Consider the following 26,465-nt stretch of genomic DNA (forward strand, 5'->3'; position numbering starts at 1 on the left):
CTCAGAAACCCAGGCTCAGGTGTTCGGCGATCGGCCCCAGGGCCAAGGTCGGCAGGAAAGTCAGGCCACCGACCAGCAGGATGGTCACCAGCAGCAGCGTGGTGAACAGCGGGCCGTGGGTGGGGAAGCTGTTCAGCCCCTGCGGTGCGCTCTTCTTCGCCGCCAGGCTGCCAGCCAAGGCCAGCACCGGCAGGATGTAGCCGAAGCGGCCGATCAGCATGGCCAGGCCGATCATCACGTTGTGGTAGGGAGTGTTGGCGCCGAAGCCGGCAAAGGCCGAGCCGTTGTTGGCGGTGCCGGAGGTGTAGGCGTACAGCAACTGGCTGAAACCATGGGCACCGGGGTTGCTCACCGCGCCGGCCGGGCCTGGCAGGCTGGCGGCGAGGGCGCCGAGCACCAGTACGCCGACCGGCATCACCAGCAGGGTCGCCACCAGCAGTTGCACTTCCCGGGCCTGCAGCTTCTTGCCCAGGTATTCCGGGGTGCGGCCGATCATCAGGCCGGCCAGGAACACCGCGATCAGCACGAACAGCAGCATGCCGTACAGGCCTGCGCCGACGCCGCCGAAGATCACCTCGCCGACCATCATGTTGACCATCGCCACCATGCCGGTCAGCGGGTTGAGGCTGTCGTGCATGGCGTTGACCGAGCCGTTGGAGGCGGCGGTGGTGGTGACCGTCCATAGCACCGAGCCGGTGGTGCCGAAGCGGCTCTCCTTGCCTTCCAGCGGCGCGCTCTGTTGCACCTGGGCACTCTCGAGGGCCGGGTTGGGCTGGTACTCCGACCACAGCGCGGTGCTGCCGCCGATCAGGAACAGCGCCAGCATGCAGGCGATGATCGCGCGGCTCTGGCGCAGGTCCTTGACGTAGTGGCCGAAGGTGAACACCAGCGCCACCGGGATCAGGATGATCGAGGCCACCTCGAACAGGTTGCTCCAGGCCGTGGGGTTCTCGAACGGGTGCGCCGAGTTGACGCCGAAGAAGCCGCCGCCGTTGGTGCCCAGCTGCTTGATGGCGATCTGGCTGGCGGCCGGGCCGAGCGGGATGGTCTGGTCGGCACCCTGCAGGGTGACGGCGTGGGCGTAGTCGGCGAAGGTCTGCGGCACGCCCTGCCACACCAGCAGCAGCGCCAGCACGAGGCACAGCGGCAGCAGGCCGTAGAGGGTGGCGCGGGTCAGGTCGACCCAGAAGTTGCCCAGGGTGGTGGTCGAGCGCCGGGCGATGCCACGGCACAGGGCGACCAGTACGGCCAGGCCGGTGGCGGCGCTGACGAAGTTCTGCACGGTCAGGCCGAGCATCTGGCTCAGGTAGCTGACCGAAGCCTCGCCGCTGTAGGACTGCCAGTTGGTGTTGGTCATGAAGCTGACCGCGGTATTGAACGCCAGTGACCACTCCTGGCCCGGCAGGTGCTGTGGGTTGAGCGGCAGGCTGCCTTGCAGCAGCAATACGGCGAACAGCAGCCCGAAGCCGGCCAGGTTGAAGGCCAGCAGGGCCAGGGTGTACTGCTTCCAGTTGTGCTCTTGCCCGGCGTTGACGCCAGCCAGGCGATAGCAGCCCCGCTCCACCGGGCCGAGCAGCGGGGTCAGCCAGGTGCGCTGGCCTTCCATCACCTTGAAGTAGAAACGCCCAAGCCAGGGTGCCGGTAGCAGCACGATGGCGAAGAACGCCAGCAAAAGCAGGTAATCGTAACTGTGCATGGCCGCCCCTTAGCTGCGATCGGCGCGCAGCAGCGCCACCAGCAGGTAAACCGCCAACGCCACTGCCAACAGCAGTGACAGCCCATCGAGCATGTACATGAGCCCATCTCCCTTGATGCGGCATGAGGGCCGCTTTGGAGAAATTGTCCGAGGGAGGGGCGTAAAGGGGCGAGATGGGGGGTGGGGTCAGGGCATAAAGAAGGCGTAAAGATCGACCAACCATCGCGGGGCAAGCCCGCTCCCACGACTACCCGTGGGAGCGGCGGTGCGCCGATGCGACTTGCCCCGCGATGGGCGTCAGGTCTGCGCCGAGTGGCGACTCCAGTCCAGCAGCAGGCTGTACCCCACCGCCAACAGCGTCGGCCCGATGAACAGCCCGATAAAGCCAAAGGCGAGCAAACCGCCGAACACCCCGAGCAGCACGATCACCAACGGCAGGTTGCCGCCGCGGCTGATCAGGTAGGGTTTGAGCACGTTGTCCACGCCGCTGATGACGAAGGTGCCCCACACGCCGAGGAACACCGCCATGCCGTAATCGCCCTTCGACACCAGCCAGGCGGTGGCGGGGATCCACGCCAGCGGCGGGCCCATGGGGATCAGGCTGAGCATGAAGGTCACCAGGCCCAGCACCACCGCCCCCGGCACGCCGGCAATCAGGAAGCCGATCAGTGCCAGCAGGGCTTGCGCCGCCGCTGTGCCGATCACCCCGTTGACCACCCGTTGCACGGTACCGGCCACCAGTTCGACGTAGTACTCGGCGCGCTCACCCACCAGCCGTTGCAGCAGGCGGTGCACGAACGCCGCCAGGCGCGGCCCGTCGCGGTAGAAGAAGAACACGAACACCAGGCTCAGGGTCAGCTCCAGCACCCCGCTGCCGATCTGCGCACTGCGCGCCAGCAACCAGTTGCCGACCTGGCCGAGGTAAGGTTTGGCCGAGGCCAGCAGCGCCGCCCCTTGCTGGTCGAACGACTCCCACCAGCCGACCAGGCGCCCACCCACGAACGGAATACCCGCCACCCAGGCCGGCGCATCGGGCAGGCCTTCGACCTGCACGTCGCGCACGAATGCGGTGGCGTCGCGGATATGGTCGGCCAGGTTGAAGCCCAGCCACACCAGCGGCAAGGCCACTATCAGGATCCAGGCCGTGGTCAGCAGGCTGGCGGCCAGGGTTTCCCGCCCGCCCAGCACACGGGTGAGCAAACGCATCAACGGCCAGCTGGCGAAGGCCAGGATGGCGCCCCACAGCAGTGCCGAGATGAACGGCGCCATGACCCACAGCGCGGCGCCGAGCAGCGCCAGCAGCAGGATCTGCACCAGCAGGCGGTCAGTGTTGGGCATGGGGCGCTCGCTCAACGGATCAGCTCCAGGTGCAGGCCATCGGTGGGTGCATCGCCGGCTTCGAGCCGGGCGCTGCGCACGCCGGCCTTGACCAGTTGCTCGCGCCAGGCTTCGGCGCCCTTGCCGCTGAGGCTGGCGCGCAGGGTGCTGTCGAGGTTGAGGCTGCGGGCCAGCAGCGTGACCCAGTTGGCCTGGGGCTCGGCGAGGTCGGGGTAATCGAGCTTGCCCGTGTCGCGCAGTTCGCGCAGCACCGTGGCAGCGGTGGGCAGGATGTCGCCCAACGGGCTCTCGGCTACGAACTCCTCCACATGCAAATATGCTCGGCGGTTGCCACGGGTGACGCTGTACAGCGCCACCAGGGTGTCAGCCTCTTCGGCGGAACGACGTAGCAGGATGAACGCCTGCTGCTCGTCCCCACCATTGAGCCGGGCGTTGGCGAACACGTCGTTGGCCCACAGGCTGGCTTCGCCGCAGTCGCGGCCCTGGCACCAGAACAAGGGGTAGCCACCGTCTTTCTGCAGGGTTTCACGGGCGCTGGTAAACGCCTCGCGGGCGCTGCGCTCGACTGGCAGTTCGTAGGTGACCGAGCTGACCTGGCCACGGCTTTCGACCTTGTCATCGACCCGCAGGCGGCCACTGATCTTGCGCAGCGGCCCCATCGGGTAGACCCGCTCCTGCTCCACGGCAGGGCGTTGATCGACCACTTTGGCGTCAACCGGAACGGGCAGTTCACCGGCCCACAGCAAGGGGCTGGCGAAGGCGAGGCAGGCAACGAGGGCACTGCGGGCGTAAACGGGTACGCTCATCGGCAGCCCTCGTGGCCGCGGGGTTGGAATACGTGAGTGTCTGGCATGTACATGGTTGTCTCCCTTTCAACCCGCCAAGCCTCGACACTTGCCCGATGCAAGTCAAGGAATGCCAAAGAAGCGATTGAAACAGTCTGCAACAAGGGCCGCACCCTGCTCATCGTTCAAGTGCAGGTGATGGCCACCCGGCAGCGTGATCTGCTCGAAGGGTAGCTGCTCCAGCAGCTCCGTGTGGCGCGCCAGCATGCCGTCGGCCGCCACCACCAGGCAGGCCGGGCAGGCCACGCGCTTGACGAAGGCCATGGCCTGGGCCTGGTTCAGGCGGGTGGGTGAAGGCAAGGTGAGGCGGCTGTCGCTGCGCCAGCTGTAACCGCCGGGTACCGGCATCAGGCCGCGCTGGGCCAGCAGTTCGGCCGCTTCACGGCTGACCGCGACCATGCCTTTCATGCGTGCCTCGACGCCCTCCTCCAAGGTTGCGTAGACCGTCTTGCGTTTGCCGTCCAGGCGCAGTTGGGCCTGCAGGGCCATCCCCAGACGCTCGGCGGCGTCCTGTTCGGTCACGGTGGGCGGGATCACCCCGTCGATCAGCGCCAGGTGGCTGACCCGCTCGGGCAAGGCGCCGGCCAGCTGCACCGAGATGATCGCCCCCAGCGAATGGCCGAGCAGGCCGAAGCGCTGCCAGCCCAATTGCTCGGCGACGCGCAGCACGTCATGTGCGTAATCGGCCAGGGCGTAACCGGCCCCGACCGGACGGTGCTGCGAATAGCCATGCCCGGCCAGGTCGAGGGCGACGATGCGCAGCCCTTTCAGCTGGGGCGCCAGGCGAGCGAAGCTGTTGGCGTTGTCCAGCCAGCCGTGCAAGGCGATCACCGGCAGGCCGTCGGCGGGGCCGAACAGGTGGGCGGCCAGTTCGATATGGCCCAGGGTCAGGCGTACTTCTTCAACCTGGGCGCTCATGCCCGGCCCCAGCGGTCGAACAGGCCTTTGATCAGGCTGGCGGTGTCGAGGGGGCGCTCCAGCGGGAACATGTGCCCGCCCGGCAGGCTGTGATATTCGCCCCGGGCCATGCCCCGCACGCCCAGCGCGTGGTGCCGGCGGATCACCCGGCTCTGGGCGCCACGCACCACGGCCAGCGGCACCTGCAACTGGCGCGGCGGCAGCGGGCTGGCATGGGGGATGCTGCGGTAGATGCTGATCTCGGTGGCCGGGTCGAAACGCAGGCGCAGCCCGTCTTGCGCGGTTTCCAGGCCGTGCTCCAGGTACGCCTCCAGGCATTCCGGGTCGAAGTGGCGGAACAGGCTCTTGCCGGCGAAGTAACTGCGTGCGCTGTCGCGGTCGGCGAACGCCTCACGCCGGCCCAGGGTGCGCCCGGCCGGGGTGATGCGGTCGATGAAGCCCAGGCGCTTGGCCGCCTGGATCAGCCATTCATCCACCCGGGTCAGCACCGGCGAGTCGAGCATCACCACGCCGCGGTAGAGCTCCGGTCGGCGCAATGCCGCGTGCAGGTGCAGCACACCGCCCAGCGAATGTCCGACTCCCCACACCGGGGCGTCCTGCAGTTCGAGGTGATGCAGCAGCTCGTCCACCAGGCTTTGCCAGTTGTCGTTCACCGGGAAGCGTGGGTCGTGGGCATGCTGGGCCAGGTGGCGCACCTGGTAATCCGGCGCCAGGGCGGCGAACAACTTGCCGTAGGTGGCCGAGGGGAAGCCATTGGCGTGGGCGAAGAAGATCTGCTGCGACATGGCCGCCTGCTCTGCACGGGGAAGGATGGCCCATTGTCGGCAAGGCGATTGATGGCGGCAACGTCCGGATAGGTCATCGCCAAGGGCGATCAGGTCATTCAGAAGGTGTCGAAACTGTCCAAAGAGCGGCGCAGGCAGGCCTGCAGGTAGGCCAGCTGGCATTCCAGTGCCTGGCGGGCCAGGCGCCGGTCCGGTTTTTCCAACCCGCTTCTGCGCAGGTACAGGCAGCTGGACTGTATCAGCGCGGCCAGCTGGAGGCTCAGCGCCTCCACTTCCTGGAGCTTCTGCACGCTGTCGGTGCGTTCCTTGTGCACCAAGTCCGGGTTTGTCCGCAGCGAGCTCAGCAAGTGGTTGAACTTGGCCTGCGCCGACTCGCGCAGGAGGCTGTATTCGGCAAAGTCCAGGACAGCGTCACTCTGCAGTTTCTTGAGTGTCGGCTCCATGTCAGCCGACCCCATCAACGCCAACCAGTGGCTATTCATGAATCACTCCCTCGATCCGCCAATGTTCACTTCCTGGCGCTGACGCTAACAAGTGGCCAAGCGAGGGGACAACTGGCAAAAATGCCAGTTGCCTGGGTCACGCCGAGTGGTGAAGGCCACGCAGTGTCATCAGCCCGGCCAGCGGCCAGTCGCCCTCCAGCATGGCCAGGCTGGCGGTGCTCAAGGGCGCCGGTTGCTGAGCATGGCCATGCTCCAGCATGCCCACCAGCGAACCCACCAGTGGCTGGTGGCTGACCAGCAGCACATGCTCCAGCCCCAGGCGCTCGAGCTCGCCGATCACCTGCTGCACATTGCTCTCGGGGGTGAGCCAGGGCACGGTGCGCACCGGCTCGGCGAAGCCCAGGGCATCGTGCACCAGCGCTGCGGTTTGCTGGGCGCGCACGTAAGGGCTGGCGATGATCGCCTGCAGCGGCTGGCCCAGCAGGTGCGCGGCGCTGCGCAGCACCTGCTCGCGGCCGTGGGCGGTGAGGCGCCGTTCGGCGTCAGTGTTGGCGCGCGGCTCCGCCTCGCCGTGGCGCAGCACCCACAGCTTCACAGCTTGGGCTCCTCGTCACGCACCGGGTGCGGCGCCGGGGCCACGGCATGCGCCGCCTCGCCTTCCGCAGCGCGGGGTGCCGGCCAGTCGGCGAACGGCCAGGGTTTCTGGTCGCTGTGGAAGCTGCCGAAGCGGCCGATCTGTGCCAGGTACTGGCTGAGGCTGTCGCCAAAGTTCATCAGGCTGGCGCTGGGCGCGCCGTAGATCAGCCGGTAGATCAGTTGCACCAGGACCAGGCCGCCCAGCAACAGCTCGGCGAGCTGCCAGACCACCAGGAACACCAGCATCCACAGCACCCGCAGGATGATCGACTCGCGCTCGGCGCTTTGCGGGGTATCGTTCATGTGTCGCTCCTTCGTTCAGTTGAAACCGCTGGTGGAAATGAAATCGATATCGGTCTTGGGCTCGGCGCGCATCAGGTGCTCGATGACCTGGTTGAGCGTACGGCCTTCGAAGAGGATCGCATGCAGGCCAGCCACCAGGGGCATGTACACCTGCACCTCCTGGGCCTTGGCCTTGAGCACCTTGATGGTGTTGACCCCTTCGGCCACCTCGCCCAGGCGGCTGACTGCCTGCTCCAGAGTCAGGCCCTGGCCCAGGGCGTGGCCGACCTGGTAGTTGCGGCTCTTGGGCGAGGAGCAGGTGACGATCAGGTCACCGACCCCGGCCAGGCCAAGGAAGGTCATGGGGTTGGCACCCTGGCTCACGGCGAAACGGGTCATCTCGGCCAGGGCACGGGTGATCAGCATGCTCTTGGTGTTCTCGCCCATGCCCAGTGCCACCGCCATGCCGGCGATGATCGCGTAGACGTTCTTCAGGGCGCCGCCCAGCTCGACGCCGAAGCGGTCGCTGCTGGCATAGACGCGGAAGGTGCGCCCGTGCAGCACGGCCTGCACCTGTTGGCACAGCGCTTCATCTTCGCTGGCGACCACGGTGGCGGTCAGCGCGTGCTCGGCGATCTCGCGGGCCAGGTTCGGCCCCGACAGCACGCCGATGCGCGCCTGGGGGGCGATTTCTTCGAGGATCTGGCTCATCAGCTTGAAGCTCTGCGCCTCGATGCCCTTGGTCAGGCTGACCAGGCCTTTGCCACGCAGCAGCTCAGCGTGGGGCGCCAACACGCTGCGCAGGGCGCTCGACGGCAGCGCGACGAAGATCAGGTCGCTGGCCTGCAGGGTGGCGAGCAGGTCGTTGTCCGGCTCGACGCCGTCATGCAGACGAATGCCCTTGAGGTAACGCGGATTCTCGCGGTTGACGCGCATCGCCTCGGCCTGCGCCGGGTCGCGCATCCATTGGCGCACCGGGTGGCCGTTTTCCGCCAGCAGGTTTGCCACGGCGGTGCCGAAGCTGCCACCGCCAAGAACTGCAACAGGTTGCTGTTCAGTCATATCCAATCCGTTAACCCATAAAAAAGTGGCGAATGGCGCATTATAAAGGCAAGCCGCAAGCGTCAAGCTACAAGCGACAAGAAAACCGCGATGTTCGCCTGCTTTTGCTTGCAGCTTGAGGCTTGCAGCTTGCAGCTTGAGAAAGGTCAGTTAACATGCCTGATTCATTTCCGAACAAGGCCGTACCGTGTTCCCTGGCACGCCCCCTTACCCGCGCCTGCTGATACTGACCGCCCTGCTCGGCGGCCCGGCCATGGCCGATGATCTGTTCACCGACACCCAGGACCTGCCCCAGGTTCTGACCGCCACACGCCTGAAACAATCCCCGGCCGCGGTGCCGGGCAGCATGACCGTGCTCGACAGCGAGCTGATCCACGCCAGCGGCGCCCGGGACATCCCCGAGCTGCTGCGCCTGGTGCCGGGCATGATGATCGGCTATGGCGCCGGTAACCAGCCAACGGTCAATTACCACGGCAGCAACGTCAACGATGCCCGGCGCATGCAGGTGCTGATCGACGGCCGCTCGGTGTACCGCGCGGGCCTGGCCACGGTGGACTGGAGCGACATCCCGGTGGCCATCGAGGATATCGAGCGAATCGAGGTGTTCCGCGGCCCCAACACCGTCAGCTATGGCGCCAACGCGCTGATGGCGGTGGTCAACATCCTCACCCGCAACCCCGCCGACAGCCACGGCACGCGGGTGAAGCTGACCCGTGGCCAGGATGGCATCAACGACTATTACGCCAGCCAAGGCATCGGCTGGGACGGCGGCGACCTGCGCCTGTCGCTGTCGGGCCAGCAGGACGACGGCTTCGACAAGGACCAGTTCGGCCGCGACTACCGCGACAGCCGTCGGCTCAACCGTATCAATATCAATGCCAGCCACAGCCTGGCGCCGGACCAGACCCTGGAATGGCAACTGGCGGCCAAGGAGGGCAGCAATCAGCGGCCCTATACCTACCAGCCCGTATTCGGCAGATACGCCGCGGGCAACGATGCCGACGTCAACGCCAAGGACTATGCCGGTTCGGTGCGCTGGAACATCGACTTCAACCCCGACCACAGCCTGTATGTGCAGGGTTCAGCGCAGCACTTCGACCGCCAGCAGGTCTGGCGCGCCTGCGATGCCTCGATTGCCTTCAGCCCGGAGCTGACCCGGCTGTGGCAGCTCAACCCGAACTTTGCCGAAGGTGTTGCGCGCAATCTGTTTACCGGCAACCTGCCGACCACCAGCGACCCGCTGCTCACCTCGCTCACGCAGCAAGTGCGGAATCAATGGAATGCCGGCGGGCGCAACACGGTGTGCGGCGATGTCGACCAGAGCACCCGTGAAACGCGCTACGACCTGGAAATCCAGGACACCTTGAGCCTGAACGAGAGCCTGCGCCTGGTCACGGGCATGAACTACCGCTACGACCGCGCAGACTCGCAGACCTACTTCAACGGCAGCCTCGACGACCAGACCTGGCGCCTGTTCGGCCAGCTGGAGTGGCGCGCCGACGAGCACTGGGTCTTCCAGGGCGGGGCGATGTACGAGAACGCCCAGCTGTCCGGCAACTCGTTGACCCCGCGCGTGGCGGTGAACTACCTGATCACCCCGCGCCACGGCTTGCGGGCGGTGTACTCCGAAGCGGTGCGCTCGCCGGACATGTTCGAGAACAACGTCAACTGGAGCTACACGGTCAAGGGCCTGTCCCCCAACCTGTACGGTCTGCAGAACGGCCAGTACTTCGTCAAGACGCGCGGCCCGGGCAACCTCGACCAGGAGCGCATGCGCTCGCGCGAGCTGGGCTACAACGGCTACTTCAGCGACATCGACCTGAGCATGGACGTGAAGCTGTTCTACGACGAGATCACCGGGATGATCAGCGAGCCTCTGAAGAACAACCAGTACATCGCCAGCAACGCCAACAAGGCGCGCTTCAGCGGCAGCGAGGCGCAGTTCGACTGGCGCGCCACCCAGCGCGACCGATTGCGCATCACCTACGCCTATGTCGACGCCTGGGCCAGCAACCCCGCCGACCGGCGCCTTAGCGCCCGCAACAGCGGCTCGGCCGGCTGGCTGCGCGAGTGGGGCCTGGGCTGGTCCAGCGCCCTCTTCTATTACGGTGATGATGCGCTCAACCAGTACCGCTACGAGCGCGTCGACCTGCGCGTGGCCAAACGCTTCAAGGTGCAGGGCAGCGACCTGGAGCTGGCGGCCCTGTGGCAACAGCGCCTGGATGACGAACCGACCACTGCCATCCAGAACCGCTACGACAGCCGCCACCGTCTGATCATGAGCGCGGAGCTGGCGTTCTGATGGTCGTGCTGCTGCGCTTGCTGCTGCTGTGCATCTTGCCACTGGGTTCGCTGTCGGCCAGCGAAATCCTGTTGGTGGGTGCCGACGACCAGCCAGGCATCCGCAGCTTCGTCGCCGCCCTGGCGCAGCGCCGCCCGCACGACCATGTGCATTTCCAGACCGTGAACGAACTGCCACGCCCGCAGCAGCTGAAAAGCGATACGCGCCTGGTGCTGCTGGACGGCCCTGCGCTGGAGTGGCGCCTGGGCGAAACCGCCGGGCCGCCGGCACTGGCCCTGAGGGTCAGCCGGGTGCAGGCCGAGCAACGCCTGGGAAAGTCGCGGCCGGCGTTTCTCAGCCTGTTGTGGAGTGACCCGCCGCTGGCCCGGCAATTGCGCCTGGCCCGCTACCTGTTGCCGCAGGCGCGGCGCATCGGCGTGCTGTACGGCGAGCACAGCCGCTTTTTGCTCGATGAACTGCGCCAGGCCGCCCAACCCTTGGGGCTGGAGATCGTCGCAGAGGGCTGGCCCGATTTGCGCGACAGCCGCCCGCTGCAGAACCTGTTGGCCAACAGCGATGTGCTGCTGGGGCTCGACGACCCCGAACTGTACAACTCCAAATCGGCCAAGAACGTGCTGCTCAGCAGCTACGGCCGGCAGATGGCGCTGATCGGGCCGAACGTCGGCTTCGTCCGTGCCGGTGCCCTGGCCAGCACCTACAGCGACCAGGACGATTGGCTGGCAGTGCTCGACCAACTGCTCGAGCAACCGCCGGCACGCTGGCCACGCAGCCTTTACCCCAAGCATTTCGCCGTCAGTGGCAACCAGCAGGTGGCGCGCGCCCTGGGCCTGGAAGCCATCGACCAGGACGCCGCCGCACTGGCGCTGGCCGCAGGAGAACCCACCCCATGAGCAAACGCCTGAGCTGGGACATCCACACCCGCACGCAGATCATCAGCCTCGGCCCTGCCCTGCTGCTGACCTTGCTGCTGATCAGTTTCTTCACCTTCGTACGTATCCAGGACTTGCGCCAGGAGCTCAACCACACCGGCCAGCTGATCGCCAACCAGCTGGCGCCAGCCTCCGAGTACGGCGTGATCTCCGGCAACAATGAAGTGCTCGAAGGCCTGATGCGCGCGACCCTGAGCATCCCTCACGTACGCTTCCTCGAGGTGCAGGACAGCCGCAACCACATCCTGGTGTACGTCGAACAACCGGACGAAAGCCTCAGCCGGGCGCAACGGGTGGAAGTGTTCCAGGCGCCGATCCGCCTGCAGCAGATCCGCCTGGACAACGACTTCCTGCAGGGCAGGCCGCAGTTGCCGAGCATCGGCGACGACTACCTGGGGCGGGTGATCGTGGGCATGTCCGACGACGCCTTCAGCCAGCGTCAGCAGGAAATCGTGATCAAGGCCGGCATCCTCGCCCTGTTCGCGCTGCTGTTCACCTTCCTGCTGGCCCGGCGCCTGGCCATGAGCCTGTCCAAGCCGATCAGCGACATGGGCCATGCGGTCAAGGCCATCCAGCAAGGTGATTTCGATGCCCCGTTGCCGGTGGTCGACGACAGCGAACTGGGCCACCTGGCGCGGCACATCAACAACCTGGCCAGTGCCCTGGACCAGGCCGCCCATGAACAACAGCAGGCCATGGGCCAGCTGATCCAGGCCCGCGAAGAGGCCGAGCAGGCCAACCGTGCCAAGTCGGACTTCCTGGCAATGATGAGCCATGAACTGCGCACCCCCATGAACGGTGTGCTGGGCATGCTGCAGCTGCTGGAGACCACCCGCTTGACCAGCGAGCAGGCCGAATACGCCGCAGTGGCCAGCGAGTCCACCGGGCACCTGCTCAAGGTGATCAACGACATCCTCGATTTTTCGCGGATCGAACGCACCACGCTGCAACTGGAGCACATCGACTTCAACCTGGGCGAGCTGGTCGTCAGCAGTGTCCAGTCGTTCCAGCACAGCGCCCAGCAGCGCGGCCTGGCGCTGCACCTGCAGTTGCCGCCTGGCATGGAGCTGTTGCAGGTGGTCGGCGACCCGACCCGGATCCGGCAGATCCTGCTCAACCTGATCGGCAATGCGCTGAAGTTCACCGAACGCGGCGAAGTGGCGGTAGAGGCGAGCTGGCAGGTGCTCGACCAGCAGATGATCTGGCTGACCTGCAGCGTGCGCGACACCGGCATCGGTATCGACAGCAACCGCCTGGAAATGATGTTCGTCGCCTTCCAGCAGGCCGACAGCTCGATTTCCCGGCGCTACGGCGGTACCGGGCTGGGCTTGTCGATCGCCCGCACCCTGGCCGAACGCATGGGCGGCCAGCTGCGTGGCGAAAGCCGCGAGGGGTTGGGCTCGACCTTCACCCTGGAGATGCCGCTGGCCCTGGCCAACGCCGCTGCGGCCCTGCCTGTGGGCGCAACTGCAGCCGGTGCGCCGGGCGGCAATGGCGAGCGGATCCTGCTGGTGGAGGACAATCCGGTCAATCAAAGCGTCATCGAAGCCATGCTGCGCAGCCTCGGCTTCGAGGTCAGCCTGGCGATGGATGGTGCCCAAGCGGTCGACCTGGTGCAGCAGCAACGCTTCGCCGCCGTGCTGATGGACTGCCGCCTGCCGCAGGTGGACGGTTTCGAGGCCACCCGACGCATCCGCCAGCTGGCGCAGGGCGACGGGCTGCCGATCATCGCCCTGACCGCCAGTGTGCTGGAGGGGGACCGCGAGCGCTGCCTGGCCGCCGGCATGAACGATTACCTGAGCAAGCCATTCAAACGCACCGATCTGCAGCGCATCCTGCACCGCTGGTTACCCGCTCGGACAGCTGCGACTGGCGATAAATGCTAAAGTGCGGCAGTCTTAAAGACTGGACAGGACCTTCGCAGGCCCGGAAAATAACATTTCAGTGCACACCTGTACTTCTTTTGCCAGGTGCGCTGTGACTTTCACCACAACGCAATAGTCTACCTGTAGGCTGCCGCCTCGAATGCAAAGCGCTTCGGGCCGGCCGGGAAGATTCGTCCCCTGCCACAGGGGGTTATTGAGGAGCTCGCATGACCAAACAAAACGCCTTTACCCGGGAAGACCTGCTGCGCTGCAGTCGCGGTGAGCTGTTCGGCCCCGGTAATGCGCAACTGCCCGCCCCGAACATGCTGATGGTCGATCGCATCGTCCATATCAGCGAGGAAGGCGGCAAGTTCGGCAAAGGTGAATTGGTCGCCGAGCTGGATATCAATCCGGACCTGTGGTTCTTCGCCTGCCACTTCGAAGGCGACCCGGTGATGCCAGGCTGCCTGGGCCTCGATGCCATGTGGCAGCTGGTCGGCTTCTTCCTCGGCTGGCAGGGTCTGCCGGGCCGCGGCCGTGCGCTGGGTTCGGGCGAAGTGAAATTCTTCGGCCAGGTACTACCCTCCGCCAAGAAAGTCACCTACAACATTCACATCAAGCGCGTCCTGAAGGGCAAGCTGAACATGGCCATCGCCGATGGCTCGGTCAGCGTCGACGGTCGCGAGATCTACACCGCCGAAGGCCTGCGGGTCGGCGTGTTCACCTCCACTGACAATTTCTAAGGGTTATTCGCATGCGCCGCGTCGTTATCACTGGTCTGGGCATCGTTTCGTGCCTGGGCAATGACAAAGCTACCGTCACCGAAAACCTGCGCAACAGCCGTCCGGGCATTCGTTACAACCCGGAATACAAGGAAATGGGGCTGCGTAGCCAGGTTTCCGGCTCCATCGACCTGAACCTCGAAGAGCTGATCGACCGCAAGGTGTATCGCTTCGTTGGCCACGCCGCTGCCTACGCGTACCTGGCGATGCAGGATGCGATCAAGGACGCGGGCCTGACCGAAGAGCAAGTGTCGAACCCGCGCACCGGCCTGGTTGCCGGCTCCGGCGGCGCTTCCACGCTGAACCAGATGGAAGCCCTGGACACCCTGCGCGAGAAAGGCGTCAAGCGCGTTGGCCCATACCGTGTCACCCGCACCATGGGCAGCACCGTGTCGGCGTGCCTGGCCACCCCGTTCAAGATCAAGGGCATCAACTACTCGATCTCGTCGGCCTGCGCCACTTCGGCACACTGCATCGGCACCGCGCTGGAGCAGATCCAGTGGGGCAAGCAGGACATCGTCTTCGCCGGTGGCGGTGAAGAAGAGCACTGGAGCCAGTCGTTCCTGTTCGATGCCATGGGCGCCCTGTCGACCAAGCGCAACGAAACCCCAGAGCTGGCCTCGCGCGCCTACGACGCCGACCGTGATGGCTTCGTCATCGCAGGCGGTGGCGGCATGGTGGTGGTCGAGGAGCTGGAACACGCCCTGGCCCGTGGCGCCAAGATCTACGCCGAAATCATCGGCTACGGCGCAACCTCCGACGGCTACGACATGGTCGCCCCGAGCGGCGAAGGCGCGATCCGCTGCATGCAGCAGGCGCTGTCCACCGTCGACACCCCGATCGACTACCTGAACACCCACGGCACCTCCACCCCGGTCGGCGACGTCGCCGAGATGAAGGGCGTGCGTGAAGTGTTCAAGGACAAGGCACCGAAGATCAGCTCGACCAAGAGCCTGTCGGGCCACTCGCTGGGCGCCGCAGGCGTGCACGAGGCGATCTACTGCCTGCTGATGATGGAGAACAACTTCATCGCCGGCTCCGCCAACATCGACGAGCTGGATCCGGAAGTCGCCGACCTGCCGGTCGTGCGCAAGACCGAAGAGAACGCCAAGCTCAACACCGTGATGAGCAACAGCTTCGGCTTCGGCGGCACCAACGCCACCCTGGTGCTCAAGCGCTGGGAAGGCAAGTGATCGCTTGATCTGCTGAACCAGAACGCCCGGGCCTTAGGTCCGGGCGTTTTTGTTTGTGGGCTGTACCGGCCTCATCGCGGGGCAAGCCCGCTCCCACGGACGCACGGGGCAGTCCAATGTGTCCGTGGGAGCGGGCTTGCCCCGCGATGGCCGTCAGACCGAGAAACGCTGCACCAGGGTATTCAAGTCCACCGCCAGCCGCGACAGCGACTGGCTCGCCGCCGAGGTTTGCTCGGCGCCGGCCGAGGACTGATGCGCCAGGTCGCGAATGGTGGTCAGGTTACGGTCCACCTCCCGCGCCACCTGGGCCTGCTGCTCCGATGCACTGGCGATCACCAGGTTGCGCTCGTTGATCTGGCCGATGGCCCCGGCAATCGCTTCCAGCGCCGCACCGGCGGCATGGGCGCCATCGAGGGTCGAGCGGGCCCGCGCATCACTTTGCTGCATGCCCTGCACGGCACGTTCGGCACCGCCCTGGATAGCCACGATCATCTGTTCGATCTCGCGGGTCGAGGCCTGGGTGCGATGGGCCAACGCCCGCACTTCGTCGGCCACCACGGCAAACCCACGCCCGGCCTCGCCGGCCCGGGCCGCCTCGATGGCGGCGTTGAGCGCCAGCAGGTTGGTCTGCTCGGCGATCGAGCCGATCACCTCCAGCACCTTGCTGATATCGTGCACCTGCTGGGCCAATTGGCCGACTTCTTCGGCATTGCCGGCCACGCCGCTGGCCAGTGCCTCGATGGCGATGACCGTGGCCTGCACCTGTTCGCGGCCCTGGCGGGCGATGCGGTCGGATTCGGCAGACGCCTCCGAGGTGGCCACCGCATTGCTCGCCACCTCCTCCACCGCTGCAGTCATCTGGTTGACCGCAGTGGCCGCCTGCTCGATCTCCAGGCTCTGTTGCTGCAGGCCGCGGGTGGCGTCCTCGGTCACAGCGCTGAGCTCTTCGGAAGCCGACGCCAACTGGCTGGCCGAGTCGGAAATCCGCCCGATGGTCTCGCGCAGGCTTTGCTGCATGCTTTTGAGCGCCGCCAGCAAGCGGGCCGGCTCGTCATCGCCATGCACGGCGATCTGCGGCGTCAGGTCGCCGGTGGCGACCGTCTCGGCCACTTTCAGCGACTGCCCGAGCGGGCGCACGATGCTGCGGGTCAGGGCCATGGCCAGTACCACGGTCAAGGTCAGGGCCACCAGCAGCAGCCCCATGACCCAAACCCGCGCGGCACTATAGACGGACTCGGCCGTGGTGGTGGCCAGCCCGGCATGGTGAGTGTTCAGCGCGATCAATTCGTTGAGGCTGGCCGTCATCTGATCGGCGATCTGGTTGATCTCGCCATTGACCAGCGCCGCAGCCGCTTCGATGCGGCCATCGCTGGCCAACTGCACCACCTGTCCCTGCAAGGTCATGTACTGGCGTTCAAGGCCCAGATAGCGGTCGAACAGGGTGCGCTCCTCCGGCAGCACGATCAGTGCGTCATAGCGCTGCTGGGCCTTGCTCAGGCCGGCCTTGATCTCTTCGATACGAGCACGGTTCTGCTGCTGCGCCGTGCTGTCGGTGTTGACCAGCAGGCGCAGGGTGAGCGCGCGAATGCGCAGCATGTCCTGGGTCATGCTGCCCACCGAGATGATGCTGGGCAGCCAGTTGTCGTCCACCTGCTCGGCCTGCTGGCGCATATTGGTCATCTGTTGCAGGGCGAAACTACCCAGCGCCACCACCAGCAAGGCCATGATGCCGAAGCCGATCCCGGCGCGCGGGGCGATATTCAAGCGTCTGAGGCTCATTTCAGGATCCCTCCCAAAGGTATTGTTCCGTCGCTTAAAGAAGGTATCGGGCGGCTCGAAATTTGCGTAAGACAAAAACGCGATATCAAAACGCTACTTGTCCTGCTTTGCCACCTTGGGTAGCACGGCAAGGAAATTGTCGCGTGCCACCTGGTTCGCGACCGCCTCCGGCAGGGCATCGAGAAACGGCTTGAAGCCATGCAACTGCTCGCCAAGGCTGTCGAAGCGCCCCACCAGGTCGGAGCCGAGCATGAACCGCTCGGGGAAGCGCTCTACCAGCTGCAGCCAGGCTTGCCGCGGCACGCCTTCGGTATCCAGCAAGTAAGGCTCGAGCACGCTCCAGGACAGGTCGATGTACAGGTTGGGGTAATCCTCGAGCAGCCGGGTCAGTACCGGCAGCAGAAAGTCCATCTGCGTCTGGTGCCGGTGGATTTCCAGGCTGCTGCCCGCATGGGCCCAGATGAACCGGGTGTGCGGGTGGTTACGCAGAGGCTCCTCGATTTCGGCCAGGTATAGTGGGTTGCGCTCGCGCTTGGACGTGATGTTGGAATGCAGCAGTACCGGCAGGTCGCGCTCGGCGGCCAGGTGGTAGATGCGGGTCATGGCTTCGTTGTTGGCCCGCGGCGTATCGCCGCTGGTCAGTGCAGTGAGGTCATCGTGGCGGGTGAATACTTCGCCGATGCCCTGCCACAGCCCGGGGTACAGATCGAGCATGCGCTCGATGTGGCTGACGGCATTCTTGTCCACCGGGTTGAAACCGGTAAGGAACGGGTGGAAGCGCCGCCGCTGCTCCGGCGCCAGCTTTTCCAGGGCTGCGGCCACGTAAAGGTCGGTGGCGCTGTACCAGTAGGCGTCGGCATCATCGCCGGCATAGTAACGCGGGCGCTTGGGCTCATCCTCGTGCCATTTCTTGGCCACCGGGATACCGGAAATCATCGACTGCTCGACCCCGGCCGCGTCCATGGCCTTGAGCAGCGCCGGCATGCCCTCGGTTTCCTGGAAGAAGTCCAGGTAGTGCAGGTGGGCATCGCTGTAACGATAGTCGCGGGCCTGGGCCGACGGATACAGGCATCCGCAGAGCAGCAACCCGGCGAGGATGCGCGCAATCATCACCACCTCCTTTGCAGGTTATGAGAAGAGTAGACCGAGCGGCTGCTTCGGCAGTTCAGCGCCGGCACGCGAACCGCTATGCTTGGGGCAGTTCCCTGCCCTCCCGGAGTTCACCATGAGCAGCCCCTTGGTCATCCGCCCCCGCGCCGAATCGGTCGAGGGCCAGCCGATCCTGCGCCCGCTGCCCTCGGCCCAGTGTCGCAGCGTCGGGCCATTCGTGTTCTTCGACCATATGCTCGAGACCGACTACGCCCCGGGCAGCGGCATGGATATCCGCCAGCACCCGCATATCGGCCTGTCGACCCTTACCTACCTGTTCGAAGGCGAAATTCAGCACAAGGACAGCCTTGGCTCGGACCAACGCGTGCTGCCGGGGGATGTAAGCTGGATGACGGCGCGAGGCGGCGTCGCCCATGTCGAGCGCACACCGGCCGATCTGCTGGCCAAGGGTTCACGACTGCACGGGCTGCAGGTGTGGCTGGCGTCGCCCCGCGAGCATGAGCAGGGCAAGCCGAGCTACAGCCATCATCCGGCGGCGAGCCTGCCAGTCAGTGACAGCCTTGGGGTGCAGATCCGCATGATCGCCGGCAACGGTTTTTGCCTGGAGTCGCCAGTGCCGGTGCTCTCCCCTACCCTGTACGCCCACGTGCACATGCAATCGGCCACGACGCTGACCGTCCCTGCCGAGCATGAGCAACGCGCCCTGTATGTGCTGGACGGTGAGCTGTCGCTCGATGACGAGCGCGTGGAGGCCTGCAGCCTGGTCGTGCTGCCGGAGGGGGAAGAGGTGATGCTGTATGCCGAGGAAGAATGCCAGCTGGTGCTGATTGGCGGGGAGGCGCTGGATGGGCCGCGGCGGATGAACTGGAATTTTGTGGCCAGTGACCCGGAGTTGATCGAGCGGGCGCGGGCGCGTTGGGCGGCGGGCGATTGGCCGGTGGTGCCTGGGGAAACCGGGCGGATCGAATTGCCGCGTTGATGTCAGGCCCGGATCGCGGGGCAAGCCCGCTCCCACGTGTGAAGTGCAGCCATTGTGGGAGCGGGCTTGCCCCGCGATGGATCAGCGCTGGAACACTTCCTTGAGCAGGTTATGCATCGCGCGGAATGCCCGCTCCGACGTGCGTCGGTCGTACTGCATCTTGCCCGGCACATTGGCATTCGGGTCGGTGAACGAGTGCACCGCACCGCCGTAGCTGAGCAACTGCCAGTCGACCTTGGCGGCGTTCATCTCCTCCTCGAAGGCCGGTAGCTGCTCTTTGGGCACCAGCGGGTCGGAGGCGCCATGAAGGACCAGCACCGAGCCTTTGATGCGCTTGGCATCTTCGATATTCGGCGTGTCCAGCGTGCCGTGGAACGACACGGCCGCCTTCAGATCGGCACCGGTGCGTGCCAGTTCCAAGGCGCAGCAACCGCCGAAGCAGAAGCCGAAGGTAGCCACCTTGCCCGGTTCCAGCAGGGCCTTGGATTGGCCCACCAACTGCGCCAGGGCTTCCTGCATGCGTTTGCGCAGCTCGGCGCGATCGTTCTTCAGCGGCATCATCGCCGTCCCGGCCTCATCGGCATTGGACGGCCGCACCGATTGCCCGTAAAGGTCGGCGATCAACACCACATAGCCCTGCTCCGCCACTTCCTTGGCGATGCGCTCGGCACCTTCGCCAATGCCCATCCAGTTCGGCGCCATCACCAGGCCCGGCTGCGGCAGTGCGCCGGGGGCATAGACCAGGCGGCTTTCATAGGTTTTGCCCGACAGGTGATAAACCAGCGACTCGACGATGACCTTGCTCATTCAGCTCTCCTTGGGCTTTCACGGGTCAGCACATGATAGATGCATTTAACGTGGGCGCACCGCCGCTCCCACGGGACAGGTATTTACGCATGAATAAAAAAGCCCGCCGAAGCGGGCTTTTCTGTACATCAACTCAAGCAGACAGCTCGACCAACAGCTTGTTGAGGCGGCGCACATAAGCCGCCGGATCCTTCAGGCTGTCACCGGCCGCCAGTGCCGCCTGGTCGAACAGGATGTGCGACAGCTCGGCGAAGCGGTCTTCGCTCTGCTCGCCATCGAGCTTCTCGATCAGCGGGTGGCTTGGGTTGAACTCGAAGATCGGCTTGGAATCCGGCACCTTCTGCCCGCTGGCTTCGAGGATCTGGCGCATCTGCAGGCCCAGGTCCTGCTCGCCGATGGCGAGGATCGCCGGCGAGTCGGTCAGGCGGTGCGAAACGCGTACTTCGGCAACGCTGTCACCCAGCGCGCCCTTGAGGCGCTCGACCAGGCCTTCCTTGTCCTTGGCCACTTCTTCCTGGGCCTTCTTGTCCTCTTCGGAGTCCAGCTTGCCCAGGTCCAGGTCGCCACGGGCGACATCGACGAAGGCCTTGCCATCGAACTCGCTGAGGTAGCTCATCAGCCACTCGTCGATACGGTCGGTGAGCAGCAGCACTTCGATGCCTTTCTTGCGGAAGACTTCCAGGTGCGGGCTGTTCTTGACCTGGGCATGGGACTCGCCGGTGAGGAAGTAGATCTTGTCCTGGCCTTCCTTGGCGCGAGCCAGGTAGTCGGCCAGGGCGACGCTTTGCTCGCCGCTGTCATCGTGGGTCGAGGCAAAGCGCAGCAGGCTGGCGATCTTCTCCTTGTTGGCGAAGTCTTCGGCCGGGCCTTCCTTCAGCACCTGGCCGAAGTTCTTCCAGAAGCCCTTGTACTGCTCGGGTTCGTTCTTGGCCAGCTTCTCCAGCATGTCCAGCACGCGCTTGGTCAGCGCGGTTTTCATCGAATCGATGATCGGATCCTTCTGCAGGATCTCGCGGGAGACGTTCAGCGACAGGTCGTTGGAGTCGACCACGCCTTTGATGAAACGCAGGTACAACGGCAGGAACGACTCGGCCTGGTCCATGATGAACACGCGCTGCACGTAGAGCTTCAGGCCGCGTGGCGCTTCGCGCTGGTACAGGTCGAACGGTGCGCGGGCCGGCACGTACAGCAGCGAGCTGTACTCGAGCTTGCCTTCGACCTTGTTGTGGCTCCAGGCCAGCGGGTTCTCGAAGTCATGGCCGATGTGCTTGTAGAACTCCTGGTATTCCTCGTCTTTCACCTCGGTGCGCGAACGGGTCCACAGGGCGCTGGCGCGGTTGACGGTTTCCCATTCCTGCGCCGGTTGCTCTTCACCCTCGGCGGCTTCGCCCTGCTCCTTGGGCAGTTCGATCGGCAGGGCGATATGGTCGGAGTACTTCTTGACGATGTTGCGCAGGCGCCAGCCATCGGCGAACTCGTCTTCACCGCTTTTCAGGTGCAGGACGATGCGGGTGCCGCGCTGCGGCTTGTCGACAGTGGCAACTTCGAACTCGCCCTCGCCCTTGGACGACCAGTGCACGCCTTCGGCGGCCGGCAGGCCGGCGCGGCGGCTGAACACGTCGACTTTGTCGGCGACGATGAATGCCGAGTAGAAGCCCACGCCGAACTGGCCGATCAGGTGCGAGTCTTTCTTCTGGTCACCGGTGAGGTTCTTCATGAAGTCGGCGGTGCCGGACTTGGCAATGGTGCCCAGGTGCGCGATGACGTCTTCGCGGCTCATGCCGATACCGTTGTCCTCGAGGGTCACGGTGTTGGCGGCCTTGTCGAAGCTCACGCGGATCTTCAGGTCGGCGTCGCCCTCGAGCAGCTCTGGCTTGGCCAGGGCTTCGAAACGCAGCTTGTCGGCGGCGTCGGAGGCGTTGGAAATCAGCTCGCGCAGGAAGATTTCCTTGTTCGAATACAGGGAATGGATCATGAGGTGCAGCAGTTGCTTGACCTCGGTCTGGAAGCCCAGGGTTTCTTTTTGAGTCTCCACACTCATCGTCTTCAAACTCCAATCTGTTGGTAGGTGACGCCTGGCGACCCCGTGGGCCTGCATTTCTTGGCGGATGTTCAGCAGATGGGGGCTTGCCCGACCATTTCAAGGGGCTATTCGAGCGGTTTCTCGGGTTCGATCTTGAAGTGGGCACGGGCGGTGGCGATGGGCGTGTCGCGATCGGCCTGCCAGGCGGTGATGGCGACGTTGGTCACGCGCCGGCCCTGGCGCCACAGCTGGCACTGGGCGAAGGTGTCGCGGTAGTGGCCGGCACGCAGGTAGTCGATGGAAAAATCGATGATTTTCGGGATGCTCGCGCTTTCGCTGTAGATCAGCAGGTACAGCGCCGCGGACAGCTCCATGAAGCCGGCGATGACGCCACCATGGATGGCCGGCAGCAACGGGTTGCCGATGTTGTTCTCGCTGGCCGGCAGGCGGAACAACAGGTCGTCGCCCTGGCGCTCGCATTCGATACCGATGAGCCCGGCGTAGGGTATCAGCGCCAGCAACGGGCGGTAGTCGCCACGGGCGTGGGCTTCGTTCAACTGCTGGCGAGTGCCTGCGGGGATCATTGGCGTGGCTCCTTGAGGCTGTTGCCGAAGCGGATGCCGCCCTTGATGTCCTGGCCCAGGCGCATGAAGGTGCCGACCACCTGGCAGATCGGTTGCGACGGGTCGTCCTGATAGGCACTGCCACGGGTAAAGATCACGTCGCGGGTGACTCGGTAGCACTGGGCATGGCCATGGATGTCCTTGCCGGCTTCGGCCGGATGCATGTAGTCGATGCGCAGGTCCAACGTCGGGCACACCTCGAAACGCTCCAGCGCGCATAAGGTCGCCATGCCGCAGGTGGTGTCCATCAGTGTGGTCAGCGCACCACCATGCACCGCGCCGTTCTGAGGATTGCCGACAATCGCCGGCGACCAGGGCAGCACCAGGGTCATGCCTTGGGCATCGGCATGCTGCACGCGCATCTGCAACAACTGGCAGTGTTTCAAGGCCGAGAGAAATCGCTCGGCCATGGCCATCAATGGCGTTTCGTTCATACACCCTCGCTGCATAAAATCAGTGAAAAGTCCATATAGGCCGGGCAGTTATATATCTTTAACAATCGTGGAACTTATCCGCCCGCGGTGAACTCTTAGGAACAAGTAAAGTTATTCCACCCAGGAGAGACACCCCATGCGTAAACCTTTTGCTTTTGCTCTGATGCTGGCCGCTGCCATGGGCCTGGCTGCTTGCGATAAAGCGAGCGAAGACAAAGCCCAGGACGCACAGCAACACGCCGAGCAAGCCCAGGAAAAGATGGGCGAAGCTCAGGATAAGATGAACGAAGCCGCCAAGGAAAACGCCGAAGCCGCCAAAGATCAGGCCGAAGCGCAAGAGAAAGCCGCCGAAGAAGCTGCCCCGGCTACTCCGGCTGCCCCAGCGCCGAGCGAGCCTGCCAAGCAGTAATTGGCCAATACAAAAAAACCCGACAATGTCGGGTTTTTTTGTGCCTGTCGCTTTAGATGAAACGCTTCAGTTTATGGTTGCCGAAGTTTCCTTGCCCGCCTCTGCCGCTGCACTTTGCGTAGGCGTGAACACCATCACTTCAAGCACATGGGAGTGGAATTCGCGGCGGTACAGAATGAACACCACCCCGACACTCATGACCATGAACAGCCATGGGCTGATGAACCAGCTCAACATGGCCATGCCGAAGTAGTACGAGCGCAGTCCGAGGTTGAACTGGTTGGCCGCCAGGGATAACACCCGCGCCGCTCGCGACGCGAAGGCATTGCGCTCCAGTTCACTCACCTGGCGCTCGCCGATCATCGGTGCCGAACCCACCAGCACCGCAGCAAAGTTGTATTGGCGCATGCACCAGCTGAAAGTGAAGAAGGCGTAGACGAACACCATCGCCAGGCACAACAGCTTGATCTCCGACATCCCCTGCGAGGCCTGCTGTACCAGCGGCAGGTCGGCCAACAGCGACAGCGCCCGGTCCGAGGCACCGAGCACAGTGAGGATGCCGGCGAGAATGATCAGGGTACTGGAAGCAAAGAACGACGCATTGCGCTCCAGGTTGCCAATCACGCTGGCGTCGGCGATGCGGTTGTCGCGCAGCAGCATGCGGCGCATCCAGTCTTCGCGATACAAGTGCAGTACGCTGGCCAGGCATGCCGTGTCGCGGCCTTTCCATAGCGCATAGCGGGTGTAACCGCCCCAACAGATGGCGAACCAGCATACGGCCACAAGATTGCCGAGGTTGTTTTGGATGAAGGTCATGCAGATACCCGCATATAAAAAGAGATAGACCGCTTTTCGACGCCTGGATTCGGTAAAAGGCACTCTGCCTGCAAGATTGTTTTTGGCTGTGCAGGCCTCATCACTGGCACGGTGCAACGTGCCCAATGTAGGTCGCCGCGTCACCGTGCTGAGCTGGGTCGTTATCGAGTAAAAAGCATTCATGACCTGGCGATTAAGCCTATCGAGTAGATCGAATTTTCCGACATTCCTCAGCCGAATTCACAGCTCAATGCGGCAAGTCGGCATGGCATCTGGGCCATAGGCCGCTGGCAAGCGATTACCTGCGCTTTGCAATGGAATGGTTTCTTCCTGACCCCGCCTGCACCTCGAGATTAATTTCATGACGCACTTCAAACGAGTGCTCAATCAACCAGAGGTGAACAATGAACGAAGAAATCCTGAAGATGTCCGGCGATATCGAAAGCGAGTTCGAGGCTTTCAATGCCACTCAAGAAAACTGCAACGATATGGCCATGGTCACCAACGTGGAATGCAACTCGCAAGGCTGCACGTCCATTCTGTGTATCGCAGGGTAGATCACTGCCAGGAGAAACAGAGCCTGCTCTGTTTCTCCACCACAGCATGACGCCCCCCAGCGGGCGCCCCTACCCTGTTCCCAAACATCCCGCCGATTTCCGAGCGCAGCGATCCTGCGCTGCCGTCTGAAAAACTGTACTCGCTGCTTCGCGCTAACCTCGCCGGTCGCTTGCGTTCAGTCGACCAGCAAGCGGCGAGGGGTAATTCATGCGCAAAAAAAACCCGCTCCGGTCAAGGAAGCGGGTTTCGGTCTCCACCCTTGGCTGACGCCCTTCGGCTTGTGGCCGGCGTCAGCCCTCAGGCTTCAACGCATCAGGCCAGCACTTCGCGCGGCTTGCCGAGCATGCGGTCACAGGCCACGGCAACGCCGAGGGTGATCACCGAAGGTACCAGCCAGGCCAGGCCCTGATCGCTCAGCGGCAGGTGGGCCATGGCGTCCGGCAGCATGTGTGCGAGGCTGCTGCCCTTGATCGCATCGACCATGCCGAACAGCAGCGACACCAGCATCACCGGTGCAAGGATACGCACCGGCGAGTTCCACAGCTCTTTGACGAAGCTCAAGCCCACCACCACGATGCACGGCGGGTAGATCGCGGTGAGTACCGGGATCGAGAACATGATCAGCTTGGTCAGGCCGAGGTTGGAGATCAGCAGCGAGAAGCCCGCCAGGATCACTACCAGGGCGCGGTACGACAGCGGCAGGATCTGGCTGAAGTACTCGGCGCAGGCGCAGGTCAGGCCAACCGCGGTCACCAGGCAGGCCAGGGCGATCAGCACGGCGAGGAAACCACTGCCCAGGGAGCCGAAGGTGTGCTGCACATAGGCATGCAGAACGGCTGCACCGTTGGTGGCGTCGGCGGCGATGTCATGACTGCCCGCCCCCAGACGGAACAGGCTGACGTATACCAGCGCAAGGCCCACACCGGCGATCAGGCCGGCGATGATGGCGTAGCGGGTGATCAGCTTCGGCGACTCGACGCCGCGCGAACGGATGGCGTTGACGATGACGATGCCGAAGACCAGCGCACCCAGAGTGTCCATGGTCAGGTAGCCGTTGATGAAACCCTGGGAAAACGGCGCGGCAACGTATTGCGGCTGCGCTTCACCGATGGTGCCCGCCGGCAGCATGAACGCGGCAATGCCGAGGGCGGCCAGGGCGATGATCTTCAGCGGGGCGAGGAAGCGGCCGACGGTATCGAGCAGCTTGCCCGGGTACATCGATACAGCCAGCACCACGAGGAAATACACCAGGCTGTAGATGAACAACGCCAGCGGGCTTTCACCGGTCAGCGGGGCCACGCCCACTTCGAACGACACCGTCGCGGTACGCGGGGTGGCGAACAGTGGGCCAACCGACAGGTAGCACACGGCCGCCAGCAGGCCGCCGAAGAACTTGCCGATCGGGCTGCTCAGGGCGTCCATGCCACCGCCGACCTTGGCCAGCGCGACCACGGTGATGACCGGCAGGCCTACCGCGGTGACGAGGAAGCCCAGGGCTGCCATCCACACGTGCGGGCCAGACTGCAAGCCAACGATGGGCGGGAAGATGATATTGCCGGCGCCAACAAAAAGCGCAAACGTCATAAAGCCAAGCGCCAGGATATCCTGGCCTTTTAACACTTTCATTTAAGGTAGTACCACACTGCTGAAATCGGGGTTCGTGAGGGAATTTCCCCATGAATGAGGGAAATGTTGCCCGGCTTGATGAGCCAGACCCGTTTAGCGTGTCGTTCCCTTTTGGGGCACGGGCACAGAGTGAACGCGTAGGGTAACCGTTTTACCCACTAAACGCACTGCAAGGGTGCTGCTTGTCCGATGTGCGTATGTGTTTGTCGTCTGGATGACTCTGTG

Annotated in this window: 26 protein-coding genes and 1 pseudogene; 8 read left to right on the forward strand and 19 right to left on the reverse strand. The window is 64.4% G+C overall.

Features of this window, described 5'->3' with window-relative positions:
* Position 1: 1 nt before the first annotated feature.
* From kdpA to RTH46_RS21405, 10 genes are all read right to left on the reverse strand, one after another.
* Positions 2–1,696 (reverse strand): potassium-transporting ATPase subunit KdpA, encoded by a 1,695-nt coding sequence (gene kdpA / locus RTH46_RS21360; RefSeq protein ID WP_316906559.1) that lies wholly within the window; start codon positions 1,694–1,696, stop codon positions 2–4.
* Positions 1,697–1,705: 9 nt separating this feature from the next.
* Positions 1,706–1,795 carry a K(+)-transporting ATPase subunit F gene (gene kdpF, locus RTH46_RS21365; RefSeq protein ID WP_033696222.1) on the reverse strand — a complete coding sequence of 30 codons (90 nt, stop codon included), beginning with the start codon at positions 1,793–1,795 and terminating at the stop codon, positions 1,706–1,708.
* Between the two features lie 198 nt (positions 1,796–1,993).
* Entirely contained in the window at positions 1,994–3,034 is a 1,041-nt protein-coding gene (locus tag RTH46_RS21370; RefSeq protein ID WP_153786621.1) for an AI-2E family transporter, read from the reverse strand.
* A gap of 11 nt (positions 3,035–3,045) precedes the next feature.
* Positions 3,046–3,840, reverse strand: a complete 795-nt coding sequence (locus tag RTH46_RS21375; protein WP_316906560.1) for a DUF4892 domain-containing protein — start codon at positions 3,838–3,840, stop codon at positions 3,046–3,048.
* Positions 3,841–3,942: 102 nt separating this feature from the next.
* Complete coding sequence (locus tag RTH46_RS21380; RefSeq protein WP_316906561.1) at positions 3,943–4,797, reverse strand: alpha/beta hydrolase; 855 nt, start codon at positions 4,795–4,797, stop codon at positions 3,943–3,945.
* Positions 4,794–5,582, reverse strand: a complete 789-nt coding sequence (locus tag RTH46_RS21385) for an alpha/beta hydrolase (RefSeq protein WP_316906562.1) — start codon at positions 5,580–5,582, stop codon at positions 4,794–4,796. The genes RTH46_RS21380 and RTH46_RS21385 overlap by 4 nt, the downstream gene beginning before the upstream one ends.
* 98 nt (positions 5,583–5,680) lie before the next feature.
* On the reverse strand, positions 5,681–6,064 hold the full coding sequence (locus RTH46_RS21390) for a hypothetical protein (RefSeq protein ID WP_153786617.1): 384 nt from the start codon (positions 6,062–6,064) through the stop codon (positions 5,681–5,683).
* 97 nt (positions 6,065–6,161) lie between these two features.
* Positions 6,162–6,620: a phosphohistidine phosphatase SixA gene (gene sixA / locus RTH46_RS21395; protein WP_279847044.1), complete on the reverse strand. Its 459-nt coding sequence runs from the start codon at positions 6,618–6,620 to the stop codon at positions 6,162–6,164.
* On the reverse strand, positions 6,617–6,964 hold the full coding sequence (locus tag RTH46_RS21400; RefSeq protein ID WP_279847043.1) for a DUF4389 domain-containing protein: 348 nt from the start codon (positions 6,962–6,964) through the stop codon (positions 6,617–6,619). Before RTH46_RS21400 ends, sixA begins: the two co-directional genes overlap by 4 nt.
* 15 nt (positions 6,965–6,979) lie before the next feature.
* Positions 6,980–8,005, reverse strand: a complete 1,026-nt coding sequence (locus RTH46_RS21405) for an NAD(P)H-dependent glycerol-3-phosphate dehydrogenase (RefSeq protein ID WP_153786614.1) — start codon at positions 8,003–8,005, stop codon at positions 6,980–6,982.
* 187 nt (positions 8,006–8,192) lie between these two features.
* On the opposite strand from RTH46_RS21405, the gene RTH46_RS21410 reads away from it, so the two are divergent.
* From RTH46_RS21410 to fabB, 5 genes are all read left to right on the forward strand, one after another.
* Positions 8,193–10,307, forward strand: coding sequence for a TonB-dependent receptor plug domain-containing protein (locus RTH46_RS21410; RefSeq protein WP_316906563.1), 2,115 nt, complete (start codon positions 8,193–8,195; stop codon positions 10,305–10,307).
* Positions 10,307–11,197: an ABC transporter substrate-binding protein gene (locus RTH46_RS21415; RefSeq protein ID WP_153786612.1), complete on the forward strand. Its 891-nt coding sequence runs from the start codon at positions 10,307–10,309 to the stop codon at positions 11,195–11,197. Before RTH46_RS21410 ends, RTH46_RS21415 begins: the two co-directional genes overlap by 1 nt.
* On the forward strand, positions 11,194–13,122 hold the full coding sequence (locus RTH46_RS21420) for a response regulator (protein WP_153786611.1): 1,929 nt from the start codon (positions 11,194–11,196) through the stop codon (positions 13,120–13,122). Before RTH46_RS21415 ends, RTH46_RS21420 begins: the two co-directional genes overlap by 4 nt.
* 206 nt (positions 13,123–13,328) lie before the next feature.
* Entirely contained in the window at positions 13,329–13,844 is a 516-nt protein-coding gene (gene fabA, locus RTH46_RS21425) for a 3-hydroxyacyl-[acyl-carrier-protein] dehydratase FabA (protein WP_125464879.1), read from the forward strand.
* Between the two features lie 11 nt (positions 13,845–13,855).
* Complete coding sequence (fabB, locus tag RTH46_RS21430; protein ID WP_316906564.1) at positions 13,856–15,076, forward strand: beta-ketoacyl-ACP synthase I; 1,221 nt, start codon at positions 13,856–13,858, stop codon at positions 15,074–15,076.
* 153 nt (positions 15,077–15,229) lie between these two features.
* Here fabB and RTH46_RS26390 read toward each other — a convergent pair whose 3' ends face one another.
* From RTH46_RS26390 to RTH46_RS21440, 3 genes and pseudogenes are all read right to left on the reverse strand, one after another.
* Complete coding sequence (locus tag RTH46_RS26390; protein ID WP_371923686.1) at positions 15,230–16,093, reverse strand: methyl-accepting chemotaxis protein; 864 nt, start codon at positions 16,091–16,093, stop codon at positions 15,230–15,232.
* Positions 16,085–16,855 (reverse strand): annotated as a pseudogene (locus RTH46_RS26395) (MCP four helix bundle domain-containing protein); the annotation flags it as partial. The pseudogene RTH46_RS26395 and the gene RTH46_RS26390, both read right to left, overlap by 9 nt.
* A 93-nt stretch (positions 16,856–16,948) precedes the next feature.
* Positions 16,949–17,965, reverse strand: a complete 1,017-nt coding sequence (locus RTH46_RS21440; protein WP_316906565.1) for an amidohydrolase family protein — start codon at positions 17,963–17,965, stop codon at positions 16,949–16,951.
* A gap of 115 nt (positions 17,966–18,080) precedes the next feature.
* Here RTH46_RS21440 and RTH46_RS21445 point away from each other — a divergent pair, with 115 nt between their 5' ends.
* On the forward strand, positions 18,081–18,944 hold the full coding sequence (locus RTH46_RS21445; protein ID WP_153786607.1) for a pirin family protein: 864 nt from the start codon (positions 18,081–18,083) through the stop codon (positions 18,942–18,944).
* A gap of 81 nt (positions 18,945–19,025) precedes the next feature.
* Here the strand turns inward: RTH46_RS21445 and RTH46_RS21450 are convergent, their stop codons facing one another.
* The 4 genes from RTH46_RS21450 to RTH46_RS21465 all read right to left on the reverse strand — a co-directional run bounded on the left by RTH46_RS21450 (position 19,026) and on the right by RTH46_RS21465 (position 22,831).
* Positions 19,026–19,751 (reverse strand): dienelactone hydrolase family protein, encoded by a 726-nt coding sequence (locus RTH46_RS21450; protein ID WP_316906566.1) that lies wholly within the window; start codon positions 19,749–19,751, stop codon positions 19,026–19,028.
* Positions 19,752–19,884: 133 nt separating this feature from the next.
* On the reverse strand, positions 19,885–21,792 hold the full coding sequence (htpG, locus tag RTH46_RS21455) for a molecular chaperone HtpG (protein WP_316906567.1): 1,908 nt from the start codon (positions 21,790–21,792) through the stop codon (positions 19,885–19,887).
* A 107-nt stretch (positions 21,793–21,899) separates the two neighbouring features.
* Positions 21,900–22,358 carry a PaaI family thioesterase gene (locus RTH46_RS21460; protein WP_153786604.1) on the reverse strand — a complete coding sequence of 153 codons (459 nt, stop codon included), beginning with the start codon at positions 22,356–22,358 and terminating at the stop codon, positions 21,900–21,902.
* The gene (locus tag RTH46_RS21465) at positions 22,355–22,831 is read right to left on the reverse strand and encodes a PaaI family thioesterase (RefSeq protein WP_153786603.1); all 477 of its coding nucleotides are present in this window, start codon (positions 22,829–22,831) and stop codon (positions 22,355–22,357) included. Before RTH46_RS21465 ends, RTH46_RS21460 begins: the two co-directional genes overlap by 4 nt.
* A 136-nt stretch (positions 22,832–22,967) precedes the next feature.
* Here RTH46_RS21465 and RTH46_RS21470 point away from each other — a divergent pair, with 136 nt between their 5' ends.
* Entirely contained in the window at positions 22,968–23,240 is a 273-nt protein-coding gene (locus RTH46_RS21470; RefSeq protein WP_110993986.1) for a hypothetical protein, read from the forward strand.
* 66 nt (positions 23,241–23,306) lie between these two features.
* Here RTH46_RS21470 and RTH46_RS21475 read toward each other — a convergent pair whose 3' ends face one another.
* Positions 23,307–24,056, reverse strand: a complete 750-nt coding sequence (locus tag RTH46_RS21475) for a DUF599 domain-containing protein (RefSeq protein ID WP_316906568.1) — start codon at positions 24,054–24,056, stop codon at positions 23,307–23,309.
* A gap of 404 nt (positions 24,057–24,460) precedes the next feature.
* Between RTH46_RS21475 and RTH46_RS21480 the strand changes: the two genes are divergently transcribed.
* The gene (locus RTH46_RS21480) at positions 24,461–24,613 is read left to right on the forward strand and encodes a hypothetical protein (RefSeq protein ID WP_316906569.1); all 153 of its coding nucleotides are present in this window, start codon (positions 24,461–24,463) and stop codon (positions 24,611–24,613) included.
* Between the two features lie 313 nt (positions 24,614–24,926).
* On the opposite strand, the gene brnQ is transcribed toward RTH46_RS21480, so the two are convergent.
* Positions 24,927–26,240 carry a branched-chain amino acid transport system II carrier protein gene (gene brnQ, locus RTH46_RS21485; RefSeq protein ID WP_153786600.1) on the reverse strand — a complete coding sequence of 438 codons (1,314 nt, stop codon included), beginning with the start codon at positions 26,238–26,240 and terminating at the stop codon, positions 24,927–24,929.
* Positions 26,241–26,465 lie beyond the last annotated feature (225 nt).

Origin of the sequence: Pseudomonas sp. zfem004 (genome assembly GCF_032621715.1) — a bacterium.
GTDB classification, from domain to species: domain Bacteria; phylum Pseudomonadota; class Gammaproteobacteria; order Pseudomonadales; family Pseudomonadaceae; genus Aquipseudomonas; species Aquipseudomonas sichuanensis.